28 protein-coding genes are annotated in these 25377 nt (G+C 49.7%); 17 read left to right on the top strand and 11 right to left on the bottom strand.

Annotated elements, in window-relative coordinates; all coding sequences use genetic code 11:
* Positions 1 to 288 precede the first annotated feature (288 nt).
* Entirely contained in the window at positions 289 to 654 is a 366-nt protein-coding gene (locus IX31_RS06540) for an inner membrane protein YbjM (RefSeq protein ID WP_034456461.1), read from the top strand.
* A gap of 49 nt (positions 655 to 703) precedes the next feature.
* Here the strand turns inward: IX31_RS06540 and IX31_RS06535 are convergent, their stop codons facing one another.
* A complete protein-coding gene (locus tag IX31_RS06535; protein WP_034456459.1) occupies positions 704 to 976 on the bottom strand; it encodes a GrxA family glutaredoxin in 273 nt (90 codons plus the stop codon).
* Between the two features lie 181 nt (positions 977 to 1157).
* Between IX31_RS06535 and IX31_RS06530 the strand changes: the two genes are divergently transcribed.
* The 14 genes from IX31_RS06530 to IX31_RS23400 all read left to right on the top strand — a co-directional run bounded on the left by IX31_RS06530 (position 1158) and on the right by IX31_RS23400 (position 14069).
* On the top strand, positions 1158 to 1457 hold the full coding sequence (locus IX31_RS06530; protein ID WP_034456457.1) for a YbjC family protein: 300 nt from the start codon (positions 1158 to 1160) through the stop codon (positions 1455 to 1457).
* Positions 1441 to 2163, top strand: a complete 723-nt coding sequence (gene nfsA, locus IX31_RS06525) for an oxygen-insensitive NADPH nitroreductase (RefSeq protein ID WP_034456455.1) — start codon at positions 1441 to 1443, stop codon at positions 2161 to 2163. Before IX31_RS06530 ends, nfsA begins: the two co-directional genes overlap by 17 nt.
* Before the next feature lie 152 nt (positions 2164 to 2315).
* Positions 2316 to 3149 carry a xanthosine phosphorylase gene (gene xapA, locus IX31_RS06520; RefSeq protein WP_034456453.1) on the top strand — a complete coding sequence of 278 codons (834 nt, stop codon included), beginning with the start codon at positions 2316 to 2318 and terminating at the stop codon, positions 3147 to 3149.
* Positions 3150 to 3192: 43 nt separating this feature from the next.
* Positions 3193 to 4449 carry a nucleoside permease gene (locus tag IX31_RS06515; RefSeq protein WP_034457211.1) on the top strand — a complete coding sequence of 419 codons (1257 nt, stop codon included), beginning with the start codon at positions 3193 to 3195 and terminating at the stop codon, positions 4447 to 4449.
* 66 nt (positions 4450 to 4515) lie between these two features.
* A complete protein-coding gene (locus IX31_RS06510; protein WP_034456451.1) occupies positions 4516 to 5433 on the top strand; it encodes a LysR family transcriptional regulator in 918 nt (305 codons plus the stop codon).
* 64 nt (positions 5434 to 5497) lie between these two features.
* Entirely contained in the window at positions 5498 to 6400 is a 903-nt protein-coding gene (rimK, locus tag IX31_RS06505) for a 30S ribosomal protein S6--L-glutamate ligase (protein ID WP_034456449.1), read from the top strand.
* 104 nt (positions 6401 to 6504) lie between these two features.
* On the top strand, positions 6505 to 6987 hold the full coding sequence (locus IX31_RS06500; protein ID WP_034456447.1) for a YbjN domain-containing protein: 483 nt from the start codon (positions 6505 to 6507) through the stop codon (positions 6985 to 6987).
* Between the two features lie 505 nt (positions 6988 to 7492).
* Positions 7493 to 8605: a spermidine/putrescine ABC transporter substrate-binding protein PotF gene (potF, locus tag IX31_RS06495; RefSeq protein WP_034456445.1), complete on the top strand. Its 1113-nt coding sequence runs from the start codon at positions 7493 to 7495 to the stop codon at positions 8603 to 8605.
* 272 nt (positions 8606 to 8877) lie between these two features.
* Positions 8878 to 10011, top strand: a complete 1134-nt coding sequence (gene potG, locus IX31_RS06490) for a putrescine ABC transporter ATP-binding subunit PotG (RefSeq protein ID WP_034456443.1) — start codon at positions 8878 to 8880, stop codon at positions 10009 to 10011.
* A 9-nt stretch (positions 10012 to 10020) separates the two neighbouring features.
* Positions 10021 to 10974 carry a putrescine ABC transporter permease PotH gene (potH, locus tag IX31_RS06485; RefSeq protein WP_034456441.1) on the top strand — a complete coding sequence of 318 codons (954 nt, stop codon included), beginning with the start codon at positions 10021 to 10023 and terminating at the stop codon, positions 10972 to 10974.
* On the top strand, positions 10971 to 11819 hold the full coding sequence (gene potI / locus IX31_RS06480) for a putrescine ABC transporter permease PotI (RefSeq protein ID WP_034456439.1): 849 nt from the start codon (positions 10971 to 10973) through the stop codon (positions 11817 to 11819). The genes potH and potI overlap by 4 nt, the downstream gene beginning before the upstream one ends.
* 59 nt (positions 11820 to 11878) lie before the next feature.
* Positions 11879 to 12397 carry a YbjO family protein gene (locus tag IX31_RS06475; protein WP_051880566.1) on the top strand — a complete coding sequence of 173 codons (519 nt, stop codon included), beginning with the start codon at positions 11879 to 11881 and terminating at the stop codon, positions 12395 to 12397.
* Between the two features lie 45 nt (positions 12398 to 12442).
* Entirely contained in the window at positions 12443 to 13576 is a 1134-nt protein-coding gene (rlmC, locus tag IX31_RS06470; protein WP_034456437.1) for a 23S rRNA (uracil(747)-C(5))-methyltransferase RlmC, read from the top strand.
* A 67-nt stretch (positions 13577 to 13643) separates the two neighbouring features.
* Positions 13644 to 14069 carry an Sbal_3080 family lipoprotein gene (locus IX31_RS23400; protein WP_157093199.1) on the top strand — a complete coding sequence of 142 codons (426 nt, stop codon included), beginning with the start codon at positions 13644 to 13646 and terminating at the stop codon, positions 14067 to 14069.
* A 66-nt stretch (positions 14070 to 14135) separates the two neighbouring features.
* Here the strand turns inward: IX31_RS23400 and artJ (IX31_RS06465) are convergent, their stop codons facing one another.
* The 6 genes from artJ (IX31_RS06465) to IX31_RS06440 form a co-directional block, all read right to left on the bottom strand.
* A complete protein-coding gene (artJ, locus tag IX31_RS06465) occupies positions 14136 to 14867 on the bottom strand; it encodes an arginine ABC transporter substrate-binding protein ArtJ (RefSeq protein WP_034456435.1) in 732 nt (243 codons plus the stop codon).
* A gap of 165 nt (positions 14868 to 15032) precedes the next feature.
* A complete protein-coding gene (gene artM / locus IX31_RS06460) occupies positions 15033 to 15701 on the bottom strand; it encodes an arginine ABC transporter permease ArtM (protein ID WP_034456433.1) in 669 nt (222 codons plus the stop codon).
* A complete protein-coding gene (artQ, locus tag IX31_RS06455; RefSeq protein ID WP_034456431.1) occupies positions 15701 to 16417 on the bottom strand; it encodes an arginine ABC transporter permease ArtQ in 717 nt (238 codons plus the stop codon). Before artQ ends, artM begins: the two co-directional genes overlap by 1 nt.
* Before the next feature lie 5 nt (positions 16418 to 16422).
* Complete coding sequence (artJ, locus tag IX31_RS06450) at positions 16423 to 17154, bottom strand: arginine ABC transporter substrate-binding protein (RefSeq protein WP_034456429.1); 732 nt, start codon at positions 17152 to 17154, stop codon at positions 16423 to 16425.
* A gap of 19 nt (positions 17155 to 17173) precedes the next feature.
* The gene (gene artP, locus IX31_RS06445) at positions 17174 to 17902 is read right to left on the bottom strand and encodes an arginine ABC transporter ATP-binding protein ArtP (RefSeq protein ID WP_034457207.1); all 729 of its coding nucleotides are present in this window, start codon (positions 17900 to 17902) and stop codon (positions 17174 to 17176) included.
* Positions 17903 to 18120: 218 nt separating this feature from the next.
* Entirely contained in the window at positions 18121 to 18648 is a 528-nt protein-coding gene (locus IX31_RS06440) for a lipoprotein (protein ID WP_034456427.1), read from the bottom strand.
* A gap of 108 nt (positions 18649 to 18756) precedes the next feature.
* Here IX31_RS06440 and IX31_RS06435 point away from each other — a divergent pair, with 108 nt between their 5' ends.
* Positions 18757 to 19080 carry a heavy metal-binding domain-containing protein gene (locus IX31_RS06435; RefSeq protein ID WP_034456425.1) on the top strand — a complete coding sequence of 108 codons (324 nt, stop codon included), beginning with the start codon at positions 18757 to 18759 and terminating at the stop codon, positions 19078 to 19080.
* Positions 19077 to 19922, top strand: coding sequence for an N-acetylmuramoyl-L-alanine amidase (locus IX31_RS06430; RefSeq protein WP_034456424.1), 846 nt, complete (start codon positions 19077 to 19079; stop codon positions 19920 to 19922). Before IX31_RS06435 ends, IX31_RS06430 begins: the two co-directional genes overlap by 4 nt.
* 58 nt (positions 19923 to 19980) lie before the next feature.
* Here IX31_RS06430 and IX31_RS06425 read toward each other — a convergent pair whose 3' ends face one another.
* The 4 genes from IX31_RS06425 to poxB form a co-directional block, all read right to left on the bottom strand.
* On the bottom strand, positions 19981 to 20988 hold the full coding sequence (locus tag IX31_RS06425; RefSeq protein WP_034457205.1) for an NAD-dependent epimerase/dehydratase family protein: 1008 nt from the start codon (positions 20986 to 20988) through the stop codon (positions 19981 to 19983).
* Positions 20989 to 21080: 92 nt separating this feature from the next.
* On the bottom strand, positions 21081 to 22529 hold the full coding sequence (locus IX31_RS06420; RefSeq protein WP_034456422.1) for an SDR family oxidoreductase: 1449 nt from the start codon (positions 22527 to 22529) through the stop codon (positions 21081 to 21083).
* A gap of 16 nt (positions 22530 to 22545) precedes the next feature.
* Entirely contained in the window at positions 22546 to 23547 is a 1002-nt protein-coding gene (gene ltaE / locus IX31_RS06415; protein ID WP_034456420.1) for a low-specificity L-threonine aldolase, read from the bottom strand.
* A gap of 37 nt (positions 23548 to 23584) precedes the next feature.
* Positions 23585 to 25306 (bottom strand): ubiquinone-dependent pyruvate dehydrogenase, encoded by a 1722-nt coding sequence (poxB, locus tag IX31_RS06410; protein WP_034456419.1) that lies wholly within the window; start codon positions 25304 to 25306, stop codon positions 23585 to 23587.
* Positions 25307 to 25377: the final 71 nt, after the last annotated feature.

The raw sequence follows: 25377 nt of genomic DNA, 5'->3' as shown, positions 1-25377 counted from the left end.
GTTTACTAGTAACTTGTTGAAAGAAATGGTTTTTTGCGTTAGGGTTTCTACTAATTACGACGCAATTTAATGTATTTCTATTGCATTAAAATATCCAGTGCGCAGACCTGATAATAGCCGTTAGTTTAATCTTTATGAAGTTTTACGGCTAGTAAGAATATTGTGCTAATTACACTATCTATTTTTTTAGCAGGGATTGCTGAGACTCTATCTGACTGGGGCAAGGTTCTGCGTGCGGAACTGAAAATTTAAGTTTGATACAAGCGATCGTCAGGAGGATGTGTGTTCATGCGTGGACAACGTTGGTTTGGAGTCATTTGCTGCTTCGTGTTGTTTGTTGGCGTATTTCTCTCGCAGAAACTAAGTGCTGCCAGCAGCTACCCGGGTGACAGGCATTCGGAGTGGGGGTTGTTATTTTTTATCCTGCCGGGTGTCATCGCTAGCGTGTTTTCACGCCATGGCCGAGTGATCAAACCGCTGATGGGCGCCGTGCTGGCTTCACCATTTTGTCTGTTAATCATTCATTTTTGGTTGTCGCCAACGCGAACGTTCTGGCAAGAAATGGCGTGGATGTTTAGTGCTGTGTTTTGGTGTGCTCTTGGAGCATTGTGCTACTTATTTGTACGTAGTGTGCTCCGCCGTCAGCGGCGATAAAAAAACCGGCTCGGTTTGAATAACGGAGCCGGTTTTTTTAGTTTGAGGTTTATTCCGCGTTCTGGAATAAGCTCAGATGTTCTTTAGCGTACGCTTCAAAATCAGTGCAACCGCCAATGTGTTTCTGGTCGAGGAAAATCTGCGGTACGGTTTCTACTGGTTTACCAACAGTTTTTTCCAGATCGGCTTTGCTGATACCTTCAGCATGAATATCAACATAACGGAAGTTGAAGTCATCACGCTCAGCGGTCAATTTCTCAGCCAACTCTTTAGCACGAACACAATATGGGCAGCCTGGGCGACCAAAGATTACTGCAAACATGGAATCTCCTTTATTTTTTGTGGCCGAACGAGCCGGCGAATGGCAACTATAATGCCGCTAACTGTTGAGAATGGAAAGAAGGTCTTGCCTGTTAGTCTGATATTCCTGGCCTATATTACGCGGACAGAACCGCCGATAACCAGGATATACTAAGCCGATAATTACTTCTGGAGACAAGTGGATGCGTTCACTCGGTGCGTTACCGAAACCTGTGTTAATCCTCGAAGTTATCGGTATCGCTTTTTTACTGCTCTCATATCTTTCCCTGAACGGCTACGTGACTTTACCCGCACCCTTTGGGAATGCCACTGCAGCTATCATCATGGTATTTTTAGGCATTGCGCTGATGCTCCCGGCGGCTGCATTTATGGTTTGGGCGATGGCTCAAAACGTTGCGCCGCTGCTGACCAAAGGCCAGGCCCCACTCGATAAATCTCATTCAGACAAGCCAAAGGATAAACGCGATGACGCCGACCATTGATCTGCTGCGTTCACACCGTTCCATTCGTCGTTTCACCGACGAGCCGATTACAGACGAGCAGCGTGCAGCAATTGTTGCCAGCGCCCAGGCGGCCTCGAGTTCTAGCTTTTTACAATGCACGTCGATTATTCGTATTACCGATAAGGCTTTGCGTGAGCAGCTGGTTCCGTTGACGGGTGGTCAGCAACATGTGGCGCAAGCGGCCGAGTTTTGGGTATTTTGCGCTGATTTTAACCGCCATTTGCAGATTTGCCCTGAAGCACAACTCGGCCTGGCAGAGCAGTTGTTGCTTGGCGTTGTGGATACGGCAATGCTTGCGCAAAATGCGTTTACCGCGGCCGAATCATTGGGGTTAGGCGGTGTTTACATTGGTGGTATTCGTAACGGTATTGAAGCGGTAACAGAATTACTGGCTTTGCCAAAACACGTTCTGCCGTTGTTTGGTTTGTGTCTGGGCTGGCCTGATGAAGATCACGGTATCAAACCGCGTATGCCCGCCGCGATGCTGATGCATGAGAACAGCTATCAACCAGTGGATGAAAACGTTCTGGCTCAGTACGACGAGGAGATGGCGCAGTATTATCTCTCGCGTGGCAGCAACACGCGCCGCGACACATGGAGCGACCATATTCGTCGCACCATCATTAAAGAAAACCGTCCTTTCATTCTCGATTATTTGCATAAGCAAGGTTGGGCAGTGAGATAGAACCGCTTGCGGTGATGCTCGTCACCGCCAATCAATACATTTTCACTATCAATCACCCGCCTAAACGGTATTGGTTGAAGGTACTTATCAGTCGGTATAACAGTTCCAGGATTTTAACTCTGTTATTTCGACCTTCTGATAAGGAACTCCCGATGCCGATGACAACACTTGATAATTCCCCGTTTTACGCCGCAGACATTATTCGTTCACGTATTAACGGGCTTGTGCCACGCGTGGCTTTTATTCTGGGGTCCGGGCTCGGTGAGCTGGCTGAGAAAATCGAACAACCGGTTGTGTTTCCCTATGACGAACTGCCAGGTTTCCCGGTAAGCACGGTACACGGCCATGCGGGTGAGCTGGTGGTTGGAACGCTTGCGGGCGTCCCCGTTGCTTGCATGAAGGGTCGCGGTCACTTCTACGAAGGGCGCGGTATGTCAGTGATGACTAACGCGATTCGTACATTCAAACTACTTGGTTGCGAAATTCTTTTCTCAACTAATGCTGCTGGTTCATTACGCCCTGAAGTCGGCCCTGGTCAACTGGTGGCGCTGAACGACCATATCAACACCATGCCTGGTACGCCGATGGTTGGCCCGAACGATGACCGTTTTGGTGAGCGCTTTTTCTCGCTGGCGAATGCTTATGACGCGGATTACCGTGGTGTTTTGCAAAACGTGGCAAAAGAGCAGGGCTTCCCGCTGACTGAGGGCGTATTTGTTTCTTACCCTGGTCCAAACTTTGAAACAGCAGCAGAAATTCGCATGATGCAAATTATCGGTGGTGATGTGGTGGGTATGTCAGTGGTGCCTGAGGTGATCAGTGCGCGCCATTGCGGCCTGAAAGTTGTCGCGGTTTCGGCAATTACTAACCTTGCTGAAGGCCTTGGAAGTGTGCAGCTCTCCCACGCGCAAACACTGGCTGCAGCGGCACTATCGCGCCAGAACTTTATCAATCTGATTTGCGGTTTCCTGGGCAAGCTTGCCTAAGGCACTTCCAACACACCGGGTAAAACACATGGCTATTAATACTATGGCGATTAAACCTCGCTTGAAAATCATGTTGTTTTTGCAGTACTTCATTTGGGGAGCCTGGCTGGTCACGCTGGGTTCATACATGATTAATACCCTCGGATTCCGAGGGGCTGATGTTGGTATGGTGTATAGCACCAAGGGTATTGCTGCGCTATTAATGCCGGGGATTGTCGGCATTATTGCCGATAAATGGCTGCCTGCGAATCGTGTCTATGCTCTGTGCCACCTGGTGTGTGCGCTAATGCTGGCCTGGGCGGCCAGCATTAATCAGCCAGGATTGATGTTCTGGGTTATGTTGGGCAACGCGATGGCGTTTATGCCAACAATCGCACTGTCGAATACTATTTCTTATGCCAGCCTCGAAAAAGCAGGGCTGGATACTGTCAGCCATTTCCCACCGATCCGCGTCTTCGGCACTATTGGTTTTATTGCGGCAATGTGGACAGTGAGCCTGATGCGATTTGAACTTAGCAATATTCAGCTTTATATCGCAGCTGGAGCGTCATTAGCGCTGGCCATCTACTCACTAACTTTGCCAACCATTCCCGTGGTGAAAGGTGGTATCTCTCGTACTTGGGTAAGCCGCCTGGGGCTTGATGCTTTTGTGTTGTTCAAGAATCCGCGCATGGCTGTTTTCTTCTTATTCGCCATGTTGTTAGGTGCGGTATTACAGATAACCAATACCTTTGGTAACCCATTTTTGCATGATTTTGCCCGCCAACCTGAGTTTGCAAATAGCTTTGTCGTGCAGTATCCATCGATTTTGTTATCTGTTTCTCAGATGTCTGAAGTGGCATTTATCCTCACCATTCCGTTCTTCCTGCGCCGCTTTGGTATTAAGCAGGTGATGTTGATGAGTATGGTGGCCTGGGTGCTGCGTTTTGCACTGTTTGCCTGGGGTGACCCGTCAGCGTTTGGTTTTGTATTACTGCTGCTTTCCATGGTGGTGTACGGCTGTGCATTCGATTTCTTCAATATCTCTGGTTCTGTGTTTGTAGAACAAGAAGTGGATTCGCGTATTCGTGCCAGCGCTCAGGGGTTGTTTATGACGATGGTCAACGGAATTGGTGCCTACCTCGGCGCAATTCTCAGCGGATATGTCGTGGACTACTTCAGCGTTGATGGCGTTAAAGACTGGACCACAATTTGGTTGGTGTTTGCCGGATATGCGTTAGTGCTGGCGGTTATCTTTCACTTTAGTTTCCAGTATCGCCACAACCCAACACTCAAGGCTTCGGCACCGGTCGCACATTAACAGTCGGCTGGATTACAGCGAGCAGCAGGAGTGATAACGTATGGGGCTGCCAGCAAAGGGAGCCCCATGACTATTTCACAGCGAACTTACCGCACCGATTTAAAACTTCTGCGTTATTTCCAGGCCGTGGCGGAAGAGCTGCATTTTGGCAAAGCTGCTGCACGGCTCAATATGTCTCAGCCACCGCTGAGTTTTCATATCAAAGAGCTGGAATCACAGCTCGGCACCGTTTTGTTTATACGCCATTCTCGCAGCGTGGCCCTGACTCACGCAGGGGAAATCTTGCTTGAAGAGACCCGTCGATTGCTCGACAGCGCAAACCTTGCATTGGCCCGGGTAGAACAAATTGGCCGTGGTGAAGGTGGGCGCATTCATCTGGGCATTGTTGGTACAGCGATTTGGGGTGGATTACGTCTTGGATTACAACAGTTTATCGCTGATTTTCCTGCCATTGATATCCTGTTTCGCGAGAAGTCGCCGGGCGATCAGATCTCCTTAATTGAGCGTCACGAAATTGACGCAGGTATCTGGCGCATGGAAACCAATCCTCCCCCGGGTCTACGAAGTGAAAAGCTGCATGAGGCTACGTTCCTTGTTGCTTTACCAGAAAAACATCCGCTGACGAAACAATCTGCTATTGATATTGAGCAGTTGCGCCACGAAGCCTTTGTCACCATGACAGCCGTGCATTCCGACTGGACCTTTTTGCAAGGCGTTTGCCGTGAAGCGGGATTTTCGCCGCGAATAGTCAGAGAAGCGGTTGAGCCGCAAACCGTACTGGCGCTGGTGAGTATCGGTATGGGGCTGACTATCATGGCCGATAGTTATGCGCAGATGAGTTGGCCGGGTGTCACCTTCCGTCCGCTGACAAAAGCGATCCCGGCAGATCTTTATGTGGTGTACGATCCGCATCATCTGGCATCTACGACGCGTCACTTAATCGACGTGTTAAAGCAGTCGCCAGACACATTGCCCGTTCGTTGAAACCAGATGGCAGTGATATGATAGTTGCGCTGTCATTATTGGACTGGAAACGCTGAGGTGCAGGGTGAAAATCGCCATTTTATCCCGGGATGGAACGCTTTATTCTTGTAAACGCCTACGTGAAGCGGCGTCTCGCCGTGGTCATGCAGTCGAAATTATTGATCCCCTTTCTTGTTACATGAACATCAATCCTTCTGCACCATCAGTGCACTATAAAGGCCGTCAGCTTCCTCATTACGATGCGGTTATTCCACGTATCGGCTCTGCGATAACGTTCTACGGCACGGCGGTATTGCGCCAGTTTGAGATGCTGGGTAGTTACCCGCTCAACGAATCTGTTGCCATTACACGCGCGCGGGACAAGTTGCGATCGTTGCAATTAATGGCGCGTCAGGGCATTGACCTGCCAGTTACAGGCTTTGCTCACTCTCCAGATGACACCAGCGATTTAATTGACATGGTTGGAGGGGCACCACTAGTGGTGAAACTGGTGGAAGGCACTCAGGGAATTGGCGTGGTGTTAGCCGAAACGCGCCAGGCGGCGGAAAGTGTAATAGATGCATTTCGTGGCCTGAATGCTCATATTCTGGTGCAAGAATATATAAAAGAGGCGCAGGGCAGGGACATACGTTGCCTGGTGGTGGGGAATAAAGTCGTTGCCGCAATTGAACGCCAGGCGAAACCGGGAGATTTCCGCTCCAACTTGCACCGTGGTGGCGTGGCGAATCAGGTCTCAATTACGGAACGTGAGCGGGAAATTGCCTTACATGCAGCGGCGACGCTGGGTCTGGACGTGGCTGGAGTGGATATTTTACGTGCTGAACGTGGGCCATTGGTGATGGAAGTTAATGCGTCACCCGGTCTTGAAGGCATTGAAAAGACAAGTGGAGTCGATATCGCGACATTAATGATCCAATGGATTGAGCAGCAAGCGCAGCCGGGCTATTGCCTGAAAACGGGTGGCTAACCGCTAGCATCATTGCTTATGGGCGCATAATAATAGTATGAAGCGTCATTTTTGCGTAAGCTATGGCGCGACTCATTTACCCCCTTAAAGAGGCTACGGCATTTATGGATTCACTCGTTGTCCCTACTCTGGACATCTTACGCCGCTGGCTGGACGAAATCGGTGTGACCATCTTCGAGTGCGATACTTGCCAGGCGCTCCATCTGCCGCATATGCAGAATTTTGATGGTGTCTATGATGCGAAAATCGATCTGGTCGACGATATCGTCTTGTTTTCAGCGTTGGCCGAAGTAAAGCCATCTGCTTTACTGCCATTGGCATCCGATCTTTCGTCGATTAACGCCAGTTCACTGACGGTGAAAGCGTTTTTGGATATTCAGGATGATAATTTACCTAAGCTTGTGGTTTGCCAGTCACTCCAGGCATCGGTAGGCATTACCCGCGAACAGTTCGCCGCCTTTGTTAAACAAAGCGAAGAACAGATCTCCATGGTTATTCTGGAAGCCTGCGCAAACCAGTTGCTCTACATCTCTGAAGGAGAAGAAGAGCAAGAAGGCACCATTATTCAAACCCACTTTCTGCATTAATCGTTTCATTCTTAACCGCAGCGGCGACCAAAACCGCTGCGCTTCGCAATTTTTTATTCTGCCTCAATCCTCCCCATCCAGCATGATTCACGCCAATATTGCCCGTTCCGGGACACAGCATAGCTATTTAATTGTTAAAAAATTGATAAAGCCCACTTTTTTGCCTGGGCTATAGTGGCTAAGTCTGGCTACAGTTATTCTTGCAAGACGCTTAATTCTTCATACTTCGAGCCGCAAGGGTGTTGACTGCACTCACAAACCCCAGTCACTTACTCAAGTAAGCTCCTGGGGATTTGCTCCCTTGTCGCCTGGCCGCAACTCGAATTATTTTGGATATAAAAGCGTGCAACGCCTGCAGGGGAAATTCCTTCCTTTTTACTGCAGTTTGAATAGAGATGCATGATTCTTGCATGCAACAAATGCGGGAATGAAATGCGTAAAAGTTTGATTGAGTAAATTATGCTCGCGAAAGCGAGATTTACCCTTTATTCAGAAGGAATGAAATATGTTCGCCCAACGTAAAAAACTGTTGTCGGGTATGGTGGCGGGTTTGTTGATGGCGGTTTCTGCCACGACGTTTGCCGCCGAACAAAAGACGCTGCACGTTTATAACTGGTCAGATTATATCGCGCCAGACACGCTGGAAAACTTCACTAAAGAAACCGGCATTAAAGTGGTTTATGACGTTTTTGACTCCAACGAAGTGTTGGAAGGAAAATTGATGGCGGGTAGCACGGGCTATGATCTTGTCGTCCCATCTTCCCAATTCCTTGAGCGCCAGGCTCAGGCCGGTATTTTCCAGCCTCTTGATAAGAGCAAACTGCCGAATTATAAAAACCTCGATCCGGAAATGCTCAAGTTGGTGGCGCATAACGACCACGACAATAAATACGGCATTCCCTACATGATGGTGACGACGGGGATTGGCTACAACGTCGATAAAGTCAAAGCGGCACTGGGCAAAGATGCGCCGGTAAATAGCTGGGATCTGATTCTTAAACCAGAAAACCTTGAGAAGCTGAAAAGCTGCGGTGTGTCCTTCCTTGATGCGCCAAGCGAGGTTTATGCCAGCGTGCTGCATTATCTGGGCAAAGATCCTAACAGCACGGATCCGAAAGATTACACCGAGACGGCCAACGATCTGCTGCTAAAACTGCGCCCGTCGATCCGATATTTTCACTCATCCCAATATATCAACGATCTGGCTAACGGCGACATCTGCGTAGCGATTGGCTGGTCAGGCGATATTCTCCAGGCGGCTAACCGTGCCAAAGAAGCAAAAAATGGCGTGAATATTGCTTATACCATTCCTAAAGAAGGCGCGATGGTTTACTTCGATATGTTCGCGATGACGGCTGATGCGAAAAATAAAGACGAAGCGTATCAGTTCCTGAACTATCTGATGCGACCAGACGTGGTGGCGAATATCAGTAATCACGTTTATTACGCAAATGCGAATAAAGAGTCGCTTCCGCTGTTGAATGCTGAAATTCGTGATAACCCGGGAATTTATCCGCCAGCGGATGTGCGTGCCAAATTGTTCACCCAGGGTGTGCAATCGCCAAAAGTTGATCGTGTGATTACCCGCGCCTGGACTAAAGTTAAAACTGGGAAATAATACCCGTCATACTTCAAGCTACAGATGCGTTGACTGCACCCGTGCGCCCCAGTCACATAGTTATCTATGTTCCTGGGGACTTACGGCCTGGTCGCCTTCCTGCAACTCGAATTATTTTGGGTATAAGTGTTATCTAATTAGATTTGCAACACAGTGGCGCACCGAAATAGTGCATGCGCTCCAACACGGACAGAAACCTTAAATCTTCTGTCCGTCATTAGTACGGCAACCGGGCCGTACCTCTATTTTGTTTTTGCCGGAGAGCAACATAATTGAACGACGCAACCCCTCGTCCGCAAGCGAAAACTCGCAAAGCGCTCACGCCGCTGCTTGAAGTTCGCAACCTCACCAAGTCCTTTGACGGCCAGCACGCCGTTGATGATGTTAATCTGACGATTTATAAAGGCGAAATTTTTGCGCTGCTCGGGCCATCCGGCTGTGGTAAATCCACTTTGCTGCGCATGCTGGCGGGTTTTGAACAGCCGAGCGCAGGCCAAATCGTGCTCGATGGCGTGGATTTGTCGCATGTACCGCCATATCAGCGCCCAATCAACATGATGTTCCAGTCCTATGCTCTTTTCCCGCATATGACGGTGGAACAGAACATCGCGTTTGGACTCAAGCAAGATAAATTGCCAAAAAATGAAATAGTTCAGCGTGTGCAGGAAATGCTAACGCTTGTGCATATGCAGGAGTACGCGAAACGTAAACCGCACCAGCTTTCTGGTGGGCAGCGCCAGCGTGTTGCTTTGGCGCGTAGTCTGGCGAAACGGCCAAAATTATTGCTGCTTGATGAACCGATGGGCGCGCTGGATAAAAAACTGCGCGACCGTATGCAACTCGAAGTGGTGGACATCCTGGAGCGAGTGGGTGCGACCTGCGTCATGGTAACGCACGACCAGGAAGAGGCGATGACCATGGCGGGGCGCATCGCGATTATGAATCGCGGCAAGTTTGAACAAATCGGCGAACCAGAAGAAGTTTATGAATACCCGGCGACGCGCTACAGCGCTGAATTCATCGGCTCGGTAAACGTCTTTGAAGGTTTGCTAAAAGATCGTCAGGACGATGGTCTGGTGATTGATAGCCCAGGTCTTGTGCACCCCCTAAAAGTTGATCCTGATATTTCCGTTGTCGACGGTGTTCCGGTGTATGTGGCTTTGCGTCCGGAAAAAGTGATGCTTTGCGACGAGCCGCCGGCCGATGGTTATAACTTCGCGGTCGGAGAAGTGGTGCACATTGCTTATCTTGGCGATCTGTCGATTTATCATGTGCGCCTGAAAAGCGGCCAGATGATCAGCGCGCAATTACAAAACGAGCACCGTAATCGGAAAGGGATGCCGACATGGGGCGATGAAATTCGTCTGTGTTGGGATGCCGAAAGTTGTGTGGTTCTCACGGTTTAAGGGGGCGAAATGAGCACGATAACTGAACGCCCGGCCGAGCCACCGGCAAGCGGTTTTAAATTGTGGCTGGCAAAAATGCAAATGCGCCATGGCCGCAAGCTAGTGATCGCTTTGCCCTATGTGTGGCTTATATTGCTGTTTATGCTGCCGTTCTTGATTATTTTCAAGATAAGTTTTGCAGAAATGGCACGATCCATTCCGCCTTATACTGACCTGATAACCTGGGCTGATGATCAGATAACGTTTGTGCTTAACCTGGCAAACTATCTCCAGTTAACCGACGATCCGCTTTATGCCGAAGCCTATTTGCAATCGCTGCAAGTGGCGGGTATTTCCACTATTTGCTGTTTGTTAATGGGGTATCCATTAGCATGGGCGGTGGCCCACAGTAATCCATCAACCCGTAATATTCTGTTGTTACTGGTTATTTTACCTTCATGGACGTCGTTCTTGATCCGCGTCTACGCGTGGATGGGGATCCTGAAAAATAACGGAGTCCTGAACAATGTACTGATGTGGTTAGGCGTTATCGATCAACCGCTGGTGATTCTGCATACCAATCTGGCAGTTTATATCGGTATCGTTTATGCCTATCTGCCATTTATGGTGTTGCCGATTTATACCGCGTTGACACGACTCGATTATTCTTTGGTGGAAGCCTCATTGGATTTAGGTGCGCGCCCGCTGAAAACGTTCTTCAGCGTCATCGTGCCACTGACTAAAGGCGGCATTATTGCGGGTTCGATGCTGGTCTTTATCCCGGCGGTAGGTGAGTTTGTTATCCCTGAACTGCTTGGAGGGCCAGATAGCATCATGATTGGTCGCGTATTGTGGCAGGAATTCTTCAATAACCGCGATTGGCCGGTTGCGTCCGCAGTAGCGATAACCATGCTGATTCTGCTGATTGTGCCGATTATGTGGTTCCACAAATACCAGAATAGAACGGCGGGGGACCATGCATGAATAATTTACCGGTAGTGCGTTCACCGTGGCGCATTTTGATTTTGGTGATTGGTTTCACTTTCCTCTATGCACCTATGTTAATGCTGGTGATCTACTCGTTTAACAGCTCAAAACTGGTGACGGTATGGGCAGGATGGTCAACGCGTTGGTATGTTGAGTTGTTCCAGGACTCAGCAATGATGAGCGCCGTCGGGCTGAGCTTGACCATAGCGGCGGCAGCGGCCACGGCGGCAGTGATTCTCGGAACAATTGCGGCAGTGGTGATGGTGCGTTTTGGTAAATTCCGTGGTTCGACGGGGTTCGCCTTTATGCTCACCGCGCCGCTAGTTATGCCGGATGTGATCACCGGGCTTTCGCTGCTATTGCTGTTTGTGGCGCTAGGGCACGCCATTGGCTGGCCAAGCGATCGCGGCATGTTGACTATCTGGCTTGCGCACGTCACGTTTTGTACCGCGTATGTTTCGGTGGTGATCAGCTCGCGTTTAAGAGAACTGGATCACTCCATTGAAGAAGCCGCGATGGATTTAGGGGCAACGCCGCTGAAGGTTTTCTTTGTCATAACCGTACCAATGATTGCTCCGGCGATTATCTCCGGCTGGCTGTTAGCCTTTACGTTATCGCTCGACGATTTGGTGATTGCCAGTTTTGTCTCAGGGCCTGGTGCGACAACATTGCCGATGCTGGTCTTCTCAAGCGTAAGAATGGGGGTGAATCCTGAAATTAACGCGTTGGCGTCTATAATTTTGGGCGTTGTCGGGGTTATCGGTTTAATCGCCTGGTGGTTTATGGCCAGGGCAGAAAAGCAGCGTCTGCGCGATATCCAACGGGCAAGGCACACCGCTTAGATAATACGGGTTGCAGCCAGCACCCTTGCAACTTAAAATCTGCAGCGATAATTCCCACAGTGCCGCGTCAGACGCGGCACTGTGTCGTATGGAACACGAGGTTTGCGGAAATTTTCAGTAAACGAAGTCAAACACAAGCCAAATTGAACGCTCCCACTTTAGTGCTGGTGGCGGCAATTGCTATTCTTTCAACCCGGATGCTCGATCTTATGTTGCTTTTCAACATGCTCGGGGTTCGGGGCGTTATTGATTTTGTTCATCGTAGTGTGCAAACGTGGAACCTGACGCTAATTTTTCTCGGCAGTCTGGTGATGCTGTGTATTGAGTTACGTTGTGCGTTTGTCATTATGAAAGGGCGCAATTGGGGACGCTGGGTATTTCTTGCCACGCAGGTCATTGCAGTTGCCTATCTGTGGGCGGCGTCGCTTGGTTGGGGTTACCCTGAGCTATTCAGTATCCCTGGTGAATCAAAACGTGAAATTTTCCGTTCGTTGATGACGCAAAAACTTCCCGATTTGTTAGTGCTATTTCTGCTGTTTATCCCCTCGCGGAGCCGGCTTTTTTTTAAACTTCAATAACCGCGTAGTGCTACAATCTGTGCCCCCGGTTTTCAGGACTTAATTATGCATTGCGCGCTCTATCAGGCTAATCGCTGCCGCTCTTGTCAGTGGATTGAACAGTCGATTTCCGAACAGCTCACCGCCAAAATGAACGAACTTCAGCACCTGCTGGAGGGCATTGCGGTGCATGACTGGCGTGAGCCGATGAGTGGTCCTGAACAGGCATTCCGCAATAAAGCCAAAATGGTGGTCAGCGGCAGCGTAGAAAAACCGTTATTGGGAATGTTGCATCGTGACGGTACTCCTGAGGATTTAACGGAGTGCCCGCTTTATCCTGCCTCATTCCAGAAGGTTTTTGCCGTACTGAAGCCTTTTATCGCTCGTGCGGGTTTGACGCCTTATAGCGTCTCCCGTAAGCGTGGTGAGTTGAAATACCTGTTGCTGACTGAAAGCCAGAAAGATGGTGGCATGATGCTGCGCTTTGTTCTGCGTTCTGAAGTCAAACTGGAACAACTTCGTGCGGCATTGCCGTGGTTAGTGCAACAATTGCCACAGTTAAAGGTGATTTCTGCCAATATTCAGCCAGTGCATATGGCGATTATGGAAGGAGAGCAAGAAATCCCGCTGACCGAACAACAGGCACTGGAAGAACAGTTTAACGGCGTGCCGTTGTATATCCGCCCGCAAAGTTTCTTCCAAACAAACCCAACGGTTGCCGCCTCGCTGTATGCGACTGCGCGTGAGTGGGTCCATGAATTGCCCGTCAAACATATGTGGGATTTGTTCTGTGGAGTAGGCGGGTTTGGCCTGCATTGTGCGACACCCGATATGAAATTGACCGGGATTGAGATTGCCCCTGAAGCCATTGCCTGCGCACGTCAGTCCGCAGAAAAAATAGGGTTAACGGATATTCACTTCCAGGCGCTTGATTCCACAAAATTTGCGACTGAGCAACAGGATGTCCCTGACCTGGTATTAGTGAACCCGCCAAGACGCGGTATTGGCCAGGCGCTCTGTTATTTCCTTAATAACATGGCCCCTAAATACATTATCTATTCAAGTTGTAATGCGCAGACCATGGCGCGGGATATTTCTTCATTGGCGGAATATCGGGTCGAACGCGTGCAGTTATTCGATATGTTCCCGCATACGGCACATTACGAAGTTTTGGCATTGCTAATCCGTAATAAGGCGTAGTTTTGTCAATTTTTATTAAAAGGTACTGTGAGATAATTTTTTCTCGAATTACCTATAGATAAAAACCGTGAAAAAAATAATAGTTTTGCCGTTGGTAGCACTCGGCCTGGTCGGCTGTACGTCAGTAAAAGTAAGCCCGTTACCTAAAACAGAATTGATTGATCGTATATGTATTCAAAAAAATGATGCTGTAAAAGTAACCGACTTGTTGGCAGTCGTGCAACAAAGGTTACAATATCATCATATAAATTCTGAAGTATTCTCTACAACTCGCCCTGATAATTGCCGCTACATCATGAATTATGTGGCGTATCGAACCTGGGATATTGTGCCTTATTTATCTTCGGCTGATTTTACTATTAATCGTGAAGGCGTGATGATTGCATCCGCAAATTTCCATTTAAGGGCTGGTGGGGGATTATCTCTTATGAAGTGGAGAGGGACAGAGTATAAGATCAATCCTGTGATTGATCGTTTGGTGGGTGAGCAGTAATGCTAGTTTGTTAGTAGTTACTTAGTACATCAGAAGGCCCGCAAATAAATTGCGGGCTTAAAATTATTACTGCGGGAACCACTGATCGCTAATCTTTTTATAAGTCCCGTCAGCTTTAATCGCCGCCAGTGCGGTATTGAGTTTGGTCAACAGAGCCTGGTTGTCAGGACGAACTGCAATACCCAAACCTGTGCCAAAATATTCTGCATCAGTAACATGCTCGCCAACTGTGCCTAATTGCGGGTTTGTTTTTAGCCACTCGTTCACTACTGCTGTATCACCAAATACCCCATCAATACGGCCATTTTTCAGATCGATAATCGCATTCTGGTAGCTATCGTAAGAGACGGTTTTAATTTCCGGATGTTTGTCCTGGAGATATTTTTGATGAGTGGTCCCATTTTCCATACCAATACGTTTGCCTTTCAGCTCTTCAAAGGATTTGAATGCACCTTTTTTGGTAATAACGACGGCTGAGTTAGCGTAATACGGTGTGGTGAAAGAAACTTGTTTACTACGCTCAGGCGTGATGTCCATACCAGAAATGACTGCGTCGTATTTACGGAATTTCAGCGACGGAATAAGGCTGTCAAATGCATGGTTAGTGAATGTGCACTCTGCCTGCATTTGTTTGCATAAAGCTTTAGCCAAATCGATATCGAAACCTACAATCTGATTGTTGGCATCAAGTGATTCAAATGGCGGATAAGTGGCCGAAGAACCAAAGTTGATTTTGTCGGCAGCAACCACGTTAAATGCGGCTGTAGCGAACATGGCGGCCAAAATAAACTTCTTCATGTGTGTTGCTCCCGTCTGTCATGTTTTATTGTATTCACCGTTTCCCGGCGTCAAAAAAATCATGCCATTAAGTGAATTTATATGCAATAAAAATGTATAATTATATTTTTCTGGACATAAAAAAGGCGGGGAGATCCCCGCCTGATTTGACTGACTTATTACAGCTTAATTACGGCGTTCAAATGCCAGCGCACGGCGTTCTATCACACGCATCAACAACGTTAAGAGCCCGTTCACCACCAGATAAACCAGGCCTGCAGCACCGAACACCATCACATCGTATGTGCGACCGTACAGAAGCTGCCCGTGGCCCATCACTTCCATCAGCGTAATGGTGTACGCAAGAGAAGTACTTTTAAACACCAAAACCACTTCATTCGAATAAGAAGAAAGTGCGCGTTTAAATGCATAAGGAAGCAAAATGGCTAGTGTATCTTTCTTGCTCATCCCTAATGCATCACATGACTGCCACTGGCCTTCAGGAATGGCGCGGATTGCTCCGTAAAATAGCTGCGTAGTGTATGCCGCACTGTTCAACGACAGCGCAATCAATGCACATAGCCATGGCTCAGAAAGTAGATGCCACAGAACGGGGTAGTTCTGAATGGACGGGAACTGACCTGGGCCATAATAAATCAGGAAGATTTGCACCAGCAAAGGCGTGCCGGTAAACAGAGTGATATAGGCGCGCACCACGTAAACCAGTACCGGTGTTTTCAGCGTCAGAACGATGGTGAAAAGCAGCGATAAAATCAACGCGACCACAATAGATGCCGCGGTGAGTGTCAGGCTGGTATGCAGGCCTTTAAAAAGCTCTGGTAAATACTCAAGCATCAGCCGGGTCTCCGTTCAAAACGAGTCGCTCTCTGGTCAATACGTTTGAGAACATACTGGCTTATGAGGGTGATCACGAGGTAGATCGCGGCAGCAACCACATACCAGGTAAACGGCTCCTGAGTACGAGTGGCGATACTCTTAGTCTGTAGCATCAAATCGTTAACGCTAATCAGTGACACCAATGCGGTATCTTTGAGCAATACCAGCCACTGATTACCTAAACCCGGCAGCGCATGGCGCCACATTTGCGGCATCACCAGGCGGAAGAAAATGGCTGCTTTCGACATGCCTAATGCCTGGCCAGATTCCCATTGCCCAACTGGCACGGCTTTAAGTGCGCCACGCAAAGTTTGTGATGCATAAGCCGAGTAGAGCAGGGAAAGGGCAATCACACCGCACAGGAACGGGCTGACATCGAAATTCTCAATTTGTAATTGAATGGGGATTTGTACAAAACCGAGGTTGAGTGCAAAACCATCTGAGAGAATCAGCAGTAATTGCGAGGCGCCGAAGTAAATAAACAGCACCACCAGAATTTCAGGCAGACCGCGTAACACCGTAACCAACGCTGAACCCAGCCAGGCTATTGGACGCCATTTCGCAGACTCCCATACGGCAAAAATCATCGCCAGAGCCAGGCCGATGATTAGCGCACAAACGGCAAGGCCGACGGTCATCCCGGCGGCGCTCGCTAAAGTAAACAATTCGTTCATTCAGATTACTTCTGGAACCATTTTTCGTAGATGGTTTTGTAGGTACCATCTTGCTTCACTTTTTCCAGCGCAGTGTTGAACTTCGCTTGCAGGTCAGTGTTGCCCTGACGAACAGCGATGCCCAGACCAGTACCGAAGTAGTCTTTATCCGTCACTTTATCGCCAATTGCGACCAGTTTCGGATCGGCTTTCAGCCATTCGGTTACCACTGCAGTGTCACCAAATACCGCGTCAATACGACCGTTTTCCATATCCAGCTTGGCATTCATGTAGCTGTCGTAGGGAACGGTGGTGATTTCCGGATGTTTATCCATGATGAATTTCTGATGCGTGGAGCCATTCTGCATCCCCACTTTCTTACCTTTCAACGCAGCAATATCAGCAACTTTGCCTTTCTGGCCGACAAACAGCGCAGAGTTTTCATAATACGGGCTGCTGAACAGGACCTGTTTTTCACGCTCTGGGGTGATATCCATGCCAGAGATCACCGCGTCGATACGACGGAACTTCAGGCTTGGGATCAGGCTATCAAATGCCTGGTTGCTGAAAGTACAGGTCGCGTCGATCTCTTTACACAGGGCGTTGGCCAAATCGACATCAAAACCAACGATTTTGTTGCTGGCATCCATTGATTCAAACGGAGGATAAGACGCCTCCATAGCAAAACGAATAGTTTGTGCAGCCGTCGCGGAAAGGCTCAGGCTGGCTAATAATGTGGCAAGCAGAACTTTTTTCATGGTTATTTTCCCGGATACATCAGTGTGACAGATAGAATTTAAACGCTTCGGTCTGTGGTTTTGCGAAGCAACTCGCATCACCTTGTTCAACGATGTGGCCATTTTCCATATACACCACACGGCTTGCGGTTTTACGCGCAACTTCCACTTCGTGGGTAACAATGACCTGAGTGATGTTGGTTTCAGCCAACTCACGAATAATGCTGACGATTTGCGCGGTGATTTCCGGGTCCAGTGCTGCAGTGGGTTCATCAAACAGCAGAATCTGTGGTTCCATCATCAATGCTCGAGCAATAGCGACACGCTGCTGCTGACCGCCAGAAAGGTGGAGCGGGAAACGGTCCTGATAAGGTTTCAGGCGTAAACGCTCAAGCAGTTTGTCGGCACGAATACGTGCTTCATCTTTGCTGATACCCAGGACACGACACGGCGCTTCCATCAGGTTTTGCAGCACGGTGAGATGAGGCCAGAGGTTGTATTGCTGGAACACCATGCCAACGTTGCGACGTAATTCACGAATGGCTTTATCGCCAGGCGCTTTTGCAAAGTCAAAATGGTTGTCTGCAATGGTGAGTTGCCCGGAGCGCGGCATCTCAAGCAGATTGAGTACGCGCAGAAGCGAACTTTTACCTGCGCCACTTGGACCAAGCAGCACCAGCGTTTCGCCCTGTGGGCAACTAAGGGTGATATCGAACAGCGCCTGATGAGCGCCATAAAAACAATTAATGCCGTTTAGTTGAATACTCATGCGCATAAGTTGAATAGCAATTGAAGCCGCAAAGGGTACCTTTAACAGAATAGTTATGCAATCTTTGTGCGTTAAAACCTAAAAATAACTACTCCCATGCATTAAAGGTAGCACAGTATAGCGGGGCGGGAGGGAGGTAAGAATAAATGTCGGAGTTATTCAAAAATTCCAGACTATTTACAAGGGTTACCTTTCCCGCCTGATGGATAATGTAAATATTAGTTTGTTTCTATCGCCTGACGCAGGCTTCCTGAAGGCGCATGGCTGTTCTCGCCTAAGTAACGCACGTCATCGACAGCCCAACATTGGCCTTCACGAATCATCAGCACTTCGTCCTGCCAGCTCTGACTACCTTTCGTGAGTTTTACACGCAGCGGAATATTGCGCGCATCATTATTAAGAATGGTTGATGCGGAGGCTACTTCTGCACTGTCGGCGCCATCGGCATTGCTGGTAAACATATTGCTTCGCATAAACGCATTCTGCGCGTTCGGTGACGTGCTGGCTTTTTGCATTTGCTGTGCCAACGCGTCACTCATATAAGGACGTAAGCCGGTAATCGCACTGCTGCCCTGCGTTTTATGGTTTATTTGGTAATCGTAAAACTGTTGCGCCACGCTATCCGGGCCACCATCAATGCAAGGGCCGCTGCGAGTGCCAATATCTTTAAAAGCGGGAGGGACACTGGTGGTACAAGCCGTGAGTAACATCGCGCACGGAAGAAGAACCAAAACTGAGCTGCGCATTTTTATTTCCTTATCTTCTCAGGAGGACTAACTTAGCATAGCGTATCGCTGTCAAAATGCGTGGCGGGTTTGTGCGCTAAGATGTTGATACAAAGAGAGGAGAAGCTTATGCAATTTACAACAACCCCTACCCTTGAAGGGCAGAGCATCACGGAATATTGTGGCGTGGTGACTGGGGAGGCGATTCTGGGTGCCAATATTTTCCGTGATTTTTTTGCTGGCGTTCGCGATATCGTTGGTGGCCGTTCTGGTGCCTATGAAAAAGAGCTGCGCAAAGCGCGTGAGATAGCGTTTAGAGAATTGCAGGAGCAGGCGGAAAGCCTGGGTGCTAACGCTGTGGTGGGTATTGATATCGACTACGAAACGGTGGGCAAAGATGGCAGCATGTTGATGGTGAGCGTCACCGGCACCGCGGTGAAAACGCGTCGATGAAGGGGCGTCTGGCTGCATTTTTAATCACGCTTTTGCTTGCGGGGTGTGCCAGCAAGCCTGAAGTTGCTGAAAAAACCGTTGTGGACAAAGGCGATTTTAAAGTCGACACCAGCCACACTGCGCGTGCTGCCTGGCCACGTGTGAAAGTGTTGGTTATTCACTACACGGCAGATGACTTTGCCGGTTCGTTATCCACGTTGACTGAACAAAATGTCAGTTCCCACTACTTGATCCCCGATACACCACCGACTTCCAGCGGTAAACCGGTTATCTGGCAACTGGTGCCTGAGAGTGAGTTAGCCTGGCATGCCGGGGTGAGCTTCTGGCGTGGCGCGACGCGAATTAACGATACGTCGATTGGTATTGAGCTTGAGAATAAAGGTTTTACGCGGCAGGGCCGCGTAAAGCAGTTTTATCCGTTCAACCCGGCGCAGATCTCGGTGCTGGAGAAATTGGCGAAAGTGATCATCGCGCGTTATCAAATCCAGCCGCAAAATGTGGTAGCGCATGCGGATATTGCCCCGCAGCGTAAAGTTGATCCTGGCCCACTATTCCCGTGGCAGCAACTGGCGCAACAGGGCGTGGGTGCCTGGCCGGACGCCAACAGAGTGGCCTTTTATCTGAATGGTCGAGGCCCATACCAGCCTGTAGATAAGCGAGGTCTGCTCGAGTTACTCTCTCGTTATGGTTATCAGGTAACACCTGAAATGTCGTCGGAGCAGCAAAAAAGAGTGATTCAGGCTTTCCAGATGCACTTCCGGCCAAAAGAGTATTCGGGTCTGCCGGATGCGCAAACTGAAGCCATCGCAGAAGCATTGCTGGAGAAATACGGGCAGGGGTAAACGTGCCATCCTTCAAACTGCAGTTAACACCCCTGCGGTTTGAAGGATGCGGGTCTGGTTAGCGGTGCAGTGTTCCGTGGTCGCGCAACCAAAGGGCTGTGCGTCGAATGCCTTCATCAAGCGTGACAATCGGCTGGTAACCTAACTCTGTTTCCGCACGAGTTGTATCCAGCGTTAAATCAAAATTCAGCTTCGACACACCATAGTGAGTCAGCACCGGTTCTTTTGCTGATTTGCTACCCAGGCGTTCCATGCTGCGGGCAATCACATCCAGCATAGGGTAGGGCACAGAACGAATCCGGCATTTGATCTCTAACTCATCAATCAATTTCTGCACGATAACGCGTAGCGGGCGAGCTTCCATATTAGTGATGTTGTATGCCCGGCCTGATGGCTGCGTTTCGCACTGTGTGGCAAGCCACATCGCATGCACCGCATTTTCGATATAAGTCATATCCACCATCGCCTCGCCACCGCGTGGCAACAACACGCTGCCATAGTGGCGCATCATCTGCACCAGGCGTGGGAAAAAGACTTTATCATGTGGGCCAAATAAGCTTTGCGGGCGCAGAATCGTGAAACGCGTATGCGGGTTTGACTGCGCTAACAGTTGAATCACTTCTTCGCTGGCGGCTTTGCTGCGCGCAAATTCGTTAGCAAAACGCACCGGACGAAACTCTTCACTTATATTGCGATGGTGATGGTAATCAAAATAGAGCGACGGCGAGGAGATATGCACGAAGTTGCGCACGCCCCAGGCAACGGCCCATTCACCTAAACGGCGAGTGGCGCGGACGTTAGCGAGATCAAAGGCTTCCTGAGTTCCCCACGGAGAGGTGAAGCTTGAACAGTGCCAGAGCGTATCTACATCGGCCAGCATCAATTTGGCTTGTGAAGAAACCAGATCTGTCAGGTCTGCATGAACAAACTCTGCACCCATTTTTTCCAGCAGTTTACCCATGGCCTCATTACGACCAGTTGCCCGAACGCTGATGCCCTTTGCGCGAAGAAATTCGACCGCGTTTCGGCCTAAACCGCTGGTGGCGCCCGTTACCAGTACCTTCATGTCGACCAACTCATGATAATTGAGATTTACGCTGCGCATTTTTCCGTGAAATGGCAGCGCTTGCAATGGGGAAAGCCAAAGATTAGGAGGAGTTAACAGACTTTATGTGACAATTGTTCGGAAAGTTGGCAAATCCGGCGGGCCATACCCCGAAAAATGAACAGATGCGCGGGGATCATCACCAACCAGTAGAATAAACCTGCGGTTCCATGGGGGTGCCACCAGGCGCGAACATCCAGGGTTCGATACTTACCGTGGTCACGTAGCGTGAAAGAAAGTCGCCCCAGCCCTGGTGCTTTCATACCAAATAACAGCGTCAGCTCTTTTTGCGGCTCAACAATAATCACTTTCCAACTATCGACGAGATCGCCGACTTCGAGCATCTCCCGCTCCGGACGTCCTTTTGCCAGCCTGTGACCGACCAACAGATCCATATAGCCACGGGTTTTCCACAAAATATTGCCGAAGAAATACCCCTCTTTCCCACCTATCTGATTAACGACCTGCCACAAATCTGCCAGCTCAGCGCTCGTTTTTAGCGTGCAACCTGCCTGTTTTGGGAAGTAGCCATACTCTGGTCTCCAACGGGCAAATGCCTGGGCGTCATAACCCCAGTCCTGTGAATTCGCGAGTTTGTGTTCATCTTCAAGCGTTGCGTGCACAGCATCGTCAAAAGTGAGAAGTTTTTGCGGGATCAGCCTGCGAAGGTCACGATCGTCGGCAAGCAGATCGTGCTTCAACCCCTGGATCAGTGCTTTGGCAATCGTTGGTGGCACCGAAGTGATCATGTTCAGGAACCATACTGAGATCCAACTGGTCGGCAACGGAATAGGGATAAGAGGGCGACGTTTACCGCTAATTGCCATAAAGCGCTCGAACTGCTGCTGATAGCTCAGTACTTCCGGGCCCGCGGCTTCGAAAACACGATTTTCCTGTGATGGATGATTGAGCAATTCAGTTAAATAATGCAGCAAATTTTCGAGGGCGATTGGTGTGGTGCGTGAGCGTACCCAGCGTGGAGGGGTGAGTACTGGTAGGTTATAAACCATATCGCGCATGACTTCGAAAGCGGCAGAACCTGCGCCGACAATAATACCAGCCCGAACCTCAGTGACCGGAACCCCGGCATCACGCAGAATATCGGCGGTGAGTTGGCGAGCACGAAGGTGTGCGGAATCACCGTCACCTTCAGCGGCTTGCAGTGAACTCAGAAAGATTAGCTGTTTTACAGGATGTTCTCGTAGCGCATCACGTAAATTGAGTGCGGCCTGGCGTTCATGGGCAACGAAATCAGCACCGTCACCCATGCTATGTACCAGGTAGTAAAGTGTATCGATGTTTTCCAGCAATGCGGGAAGCGTTCCCGGCCACTGTAAATCAACATGTCGGCAAATGACACCAGGCCAGGGTTGCTTTTCCAGCCACTCTACACGCCTTGCGGCAGCAGTAACATGATGCCCGGCAGCGGCAAGCTTTGGCACCAGATGTTGGCCTATATAGCCGCTGGCACCGAGCACCAGAATGTTTTGTGGCTGTGTCATCGTCCGTGACCTCTGTTTAGCGCTGTAAAAAAGTCTGCCAGTGAGAAACCACCTCGGCCAACTGTTCACGGTTCACATCAAGGTGAATCACCAGGCGAGTTACCGGGCCTGCACTCATCAAAACACCACGTTCTTTCATGAATTTACCGAGGCTTTCCGCTTGTTCAACCGGCACGCGTACAAACACCATATTGGTGTCCTGACGAGAGACATCAACACCGATTTCACGCAACTCGCCAGCCAGCCAATGGGCGTTGTCGTGGTCTTCTTTGAGACGCTGGACGTTATTCTGAAGTGCGTATAAACCTGCTGCTGCCAGAATACCGGCCTGGCGCATACCGCCGCCGACCATTTTACGCCAGCGTGTCGCACGTTTGATGTACTCGTGGCTGCCGACTAACAGTGAACCGACAGGCGTCCCCAGTCCTTTAGAGAGGCAAATCGTGAAGGTATCGCAGTAACGCACGACTTCTTCAAGTGTGCAGCCATACTCCACGACGGCGTTAAAAATACGCGCGCCGTCAACATGCAAAGCCAGGTTGTGATTGCGGCTAAATTCCCAGGCCTGCTTCAAATACTCACGCGGTAAAACTTTGCCGTTATGAGTGTTTTCAAGGCTCAGCAATTTGGTGCGCGCAAAGTGGATATCGTCAGGTTTGATTTTCGCGGCCACTTTATCGAGCGGGAGCGAACCGTCTTGGTTTGCATCAATTGGCTGCGGCTGAATACTGCCTAAAACCGCAGCACCGCCTGCTTCGTAGAGATAGTTGTGGGCAAGTTGCCCGACAATATACTCTTCGCCGCGTTCGCAATGACTCAGCAGCGCCACCAGGTTTGCCTGGGTGCCGGTTGGCAGAAACAGCGCTGCTTCTTTGCCGCTGAGTTTAGCGGCGTAATCCTGGAGTTCGTTGACCGTTGGGTCATCACCGTAAACGTCGTCGCCGGTTGGTGCGGCCATCATACGTTTGAGCATTTCATCGCTCGGGCGGGTTACGGTGTCGCTGCGTAAATCAATCACGGTGGGTCCTTGTTTTTATCCATAATAAACCTCTGTTTTACCGGAACCAGTTGGTTTTCGCCAGTTCGATAACCTCATCGCCACGTCCGCTGATGATGGCGCGCAGCATATACAGGCTGAACCCTTTGGCCTGTTCCAGCTTGATTTGCGGCGGAATGGCTAACTCATCTTTAGCGACCACAACGTCAACTAACACCGGGCCGTTGATACTCATCGCGCGTTGCAGAGCGCTATCAAGGTCGGCAGCTTTTTCCACTCGAATACCCGTGATGCCGCATGCGGTGGCGATATTGGCAAAGTTGGTATCGTGTAATTCTGTGCCGTCTGTCAGGTAGCCACCGGCTTTCATTTCCATTGCCACAAAGCCCAGCACGCTGTTGTTAAACACCACAATTTTGATCGGCAACTTCATTTGCACCACGGAGAGGAAATCCCCCATCAGCATACTGAAGCCACCGTCGCCGCACATGGCAATAACCTGCCGCTCTGGTGCGGTCGCTTTTGCGCCCAGTGCTTGTGGCATGGCGTTGGCCATAGAACCATGGGTAAACGAACCAATCAGTCTGCGTTTGCCGTTCATTTTCAGATATCGAGCAGCCCAAACGGTAGGTGTACCGACGTCACAGGTGAAAATGGCATCTTCATCAGCGTACTGGCTAATTTGCTGCGCGACATATTGCGGATGAATAACGTCGCTATCGCCGGGCTTAGCCAGTTCGTCCAGGCTTTCTCGGGCTTCACGGTAATTATCCAGCGCTTTATCGAGGAAACTGCGGTCGGTTTTTTCTTCAAGAAGTGGAATGAGCGCCGCAAGTGTCGCTTTGATATCGCCGACCAGTGCCATATCCACTTTACTGTGCGCGCCGATGCTGCCGGGGTTGATATCAATCTGAATGATCTTCGCATCGGTCGGGTAGAAGGCGCGATAGGGGAATTGGGTGCCGAGCAGGATCAGCGTGTCGGCGTTCATCATGGTATGGAAGCCCGACGAAAAACCAATTAGTCCGGTCATGCCAACATCATAAGGATTATCGTATTCAATGTGTTCTTTACCACGTAACGCGTGAACAATCGGCGCTTTAAGCGTGGCGGCAAACTGCACCAGTTCTTCATGCGCGCCAGCACAACCGCTGCCGCACATGAGCGCGATGTTGTCATTGTAACGTAATAGCTGTGCCAGTTTTTTCAGCTCGTCGTGCGGTGGAATAATCACTGGCTGTGGTGCGGGATACCAGTGCGTGCTGGCGGTTTCCGGAGCGGGTTTAAGCGCCACGTCACCGGGTAAAACGACGACCGAAACGCCTCGGTTTAATACCGCTTTACGCATTGCAATCGCAAGAACCTGGGGAATTTGTTCCGGGGATGACACCAGCTCACAATAATGGCTGCATTCGCGGAACAACTCTTCGGGGTGCGTCTCCTGAAAATAACCGCTACCGATTTCGCTGGAGGGAATATGTGCAGCAATCGCCAGCACCGGCACGCGGTTACGGTGGCAGTCGAATAAACCGTTAATTAAATGGAGATTTCCCGGTCCACATGAACCTGCGCACACCGCCAGTTCACCAGAAAGATGGGCTTCAGCACCCGCGGCAAAAGCGGCTACTTCTTCATGACGTGTCGGCATCCATTGAATGGTGCCCATCCGGTTGAGGCTGTCACTTAGCCCATTCAGGGAATCGCCAGTGACACCCCAAATTCGTTTTACTCCAGCACTTTCGAGGGTTTTTGCCAGATAAGCGGCTACTGTCTGTTTCATCGATTTTCCTTGTCACGATTCAGTTATCGTAAACAAGCTTAGTCAATGAAATGAGAGGGGGAGGGCAGAAA

It is taken from the genome of Buttiauxella noackiae (assembly GCF_000737905.1).
Lineage (GTDB): Bacteria > Pseudomonadota > Gammaproteobacteria > Enterobacterales > Enterobacteriaceae > Buttiauxella > Buttiauxella noackiae.
Note: the sequence above shows the minus strand (reverse complement) of the source record. Positions and strands in the feature narration are given on the sequence as shown.

Coding starts and splice junctions, on each gene's coding strand:
- IX31_RS06435 (WP_034456425.1), top strand. CDS start 18,757: ATGCAATTTACAACAACCCCTACCCTTGAAGGGCAGAGCATCACGGAA.
- IX31_RS06425 (WP_034457205.1), bottom strand. CDS start 20,988: ATGAAGGTACTGGTAACGGGCGCCACCAGCGGTTTAGGCCGAAACGCG.
- artJ (WP_034456435.1), bottom strand. CDS start 14,867: ATGAAGAAGTTTATTTTGGCCGCCATGTTCGCTACAGCCGCATTTAAC.
- potF (WP_034456445.1), top strand. CDS start 7,493: ATGTTCGCCCAACGTAAAAAACTGTTGTCGGGTATGGTGGCGGGTTTG.
- nfsA (WP_034456455.1), top strand. CDS start 1,441: ATGACGCCGACCATTGATCTGCTGCGTTCACACCGTTCCATTCGTCGT.
- IX31_RS06515 (WP_034457211.1), top strand. CDS start 3,193: ATGGCGATTAAACCTCGCTTGAAAATCATGTTGTTTTTGCAGTACTTC.
- IX31_RS06500 (WP_034456447.1), top strand. CDS start 6,505: ATGGATTCACTCGTTGTCCCTACTCTGGACATCTTACGCCGCTGGCTG.
- potI (WP_034456439.1), top strand. CDS start 10,971: ATGAATAATTTACCGGTAGTGCGTTCACCGTGGCGCATTTTGATTTTG.
- artP (WP_034457207.1), bottom strand. CDS start 17,902: ATGAGTATTCAACTAAACGGCATTAATTGTTTTTATGGCGCTCATCAG.
- poxB (WP_034456419.1), bottom strand. CDS start 25,306: ATGAAACAGACAGTAGCCGCTTATCTGGCAAAAACCCTCGAAAGTGCT.
- IX31_RS06540 (WP_034456461.1), top strand. CDS start 289: ATGCGTGGACAACGTTGGTTTGGAGTCATTTGCTGCTTCGTGTTGTTT.
- xapA (WP_034456453.1), top strand. CDS start 2,316: ATGCCGATGACAACACTTGATAATTCCCCGTTTTACGCCGCAGACATT.
- IX31_RS06440 (WP_034456427.1), bottom strand. CDS start 18,648: ATGCGCAGCTCAGTTTTGGTTCTTCTTCCGTGCGCGATGTTACTCACG.
- IX31_RS06420 (WP_034456422.1), bottom strand. CDS start 22,529: ATGACACAGCCACAAAACATTCTGGTGCTCGGTGCCAGCGGCTATATA.
- IX31_RS06510 (WP_034456451.1), top strand. CDS start 4,516: ATGACTATTTCACAGCGAACTTACCGCACCGATTTAAAACTTCTGCGT.
- artJ (WP_034456429.1), bottom strand. CDS start 17,154: ATGAAAAAAGTTCTGCTTGCCACATTATTAGCCAGCCTGAGCCTTTCC.
- rlmC (WP_034456437.1), top strand. CDS start 12,443: ATGCATTGCGCGCTCTATCAGGCTAATCGCTGCCGCTCTTGTCAGTGG.
- IX31_RS06430 (WP_034456424.1), top strand. CDS start 19,077: ATGAAGGGGCGTCTGGCTGCATTTTTAATCACGCTTTTGCTTGCGGGG.
- IX31_RS06530 (WP_034456457.1), top strand. CDS start 1,158: ATGCGTTCACTCGGTGCGTTACCGAAACCTGTGTTAATCCTCGAAGTT.
- artM (WP_034456433.1), bottom strand. CDS start 15,701: ATGCTTGAGTATTTACCAGAGCTTTTTAAAGGCCTGCATACCAGCCTG.
- IX31_RS06535 (WP_034456459.1), bottom strand. CDS start 976: ATGTTTGCAGTAATCTTTGGTCGCCCAGGCTGCCCATATTGTGTTCGT.
- artQ (WP_034456431.1), bottom strand. CDS start 16,417: ATGAACGAATTGTTTACTTTAGCGAGCGCCGCCGGGATGACCGTCGGC.
- potH (WP_034456441.1), top strand. CDS start 10,021: ATGAGCACGATAACTGAACGCCCGGCCGAGCCACCGGCAAGCGGTTTT.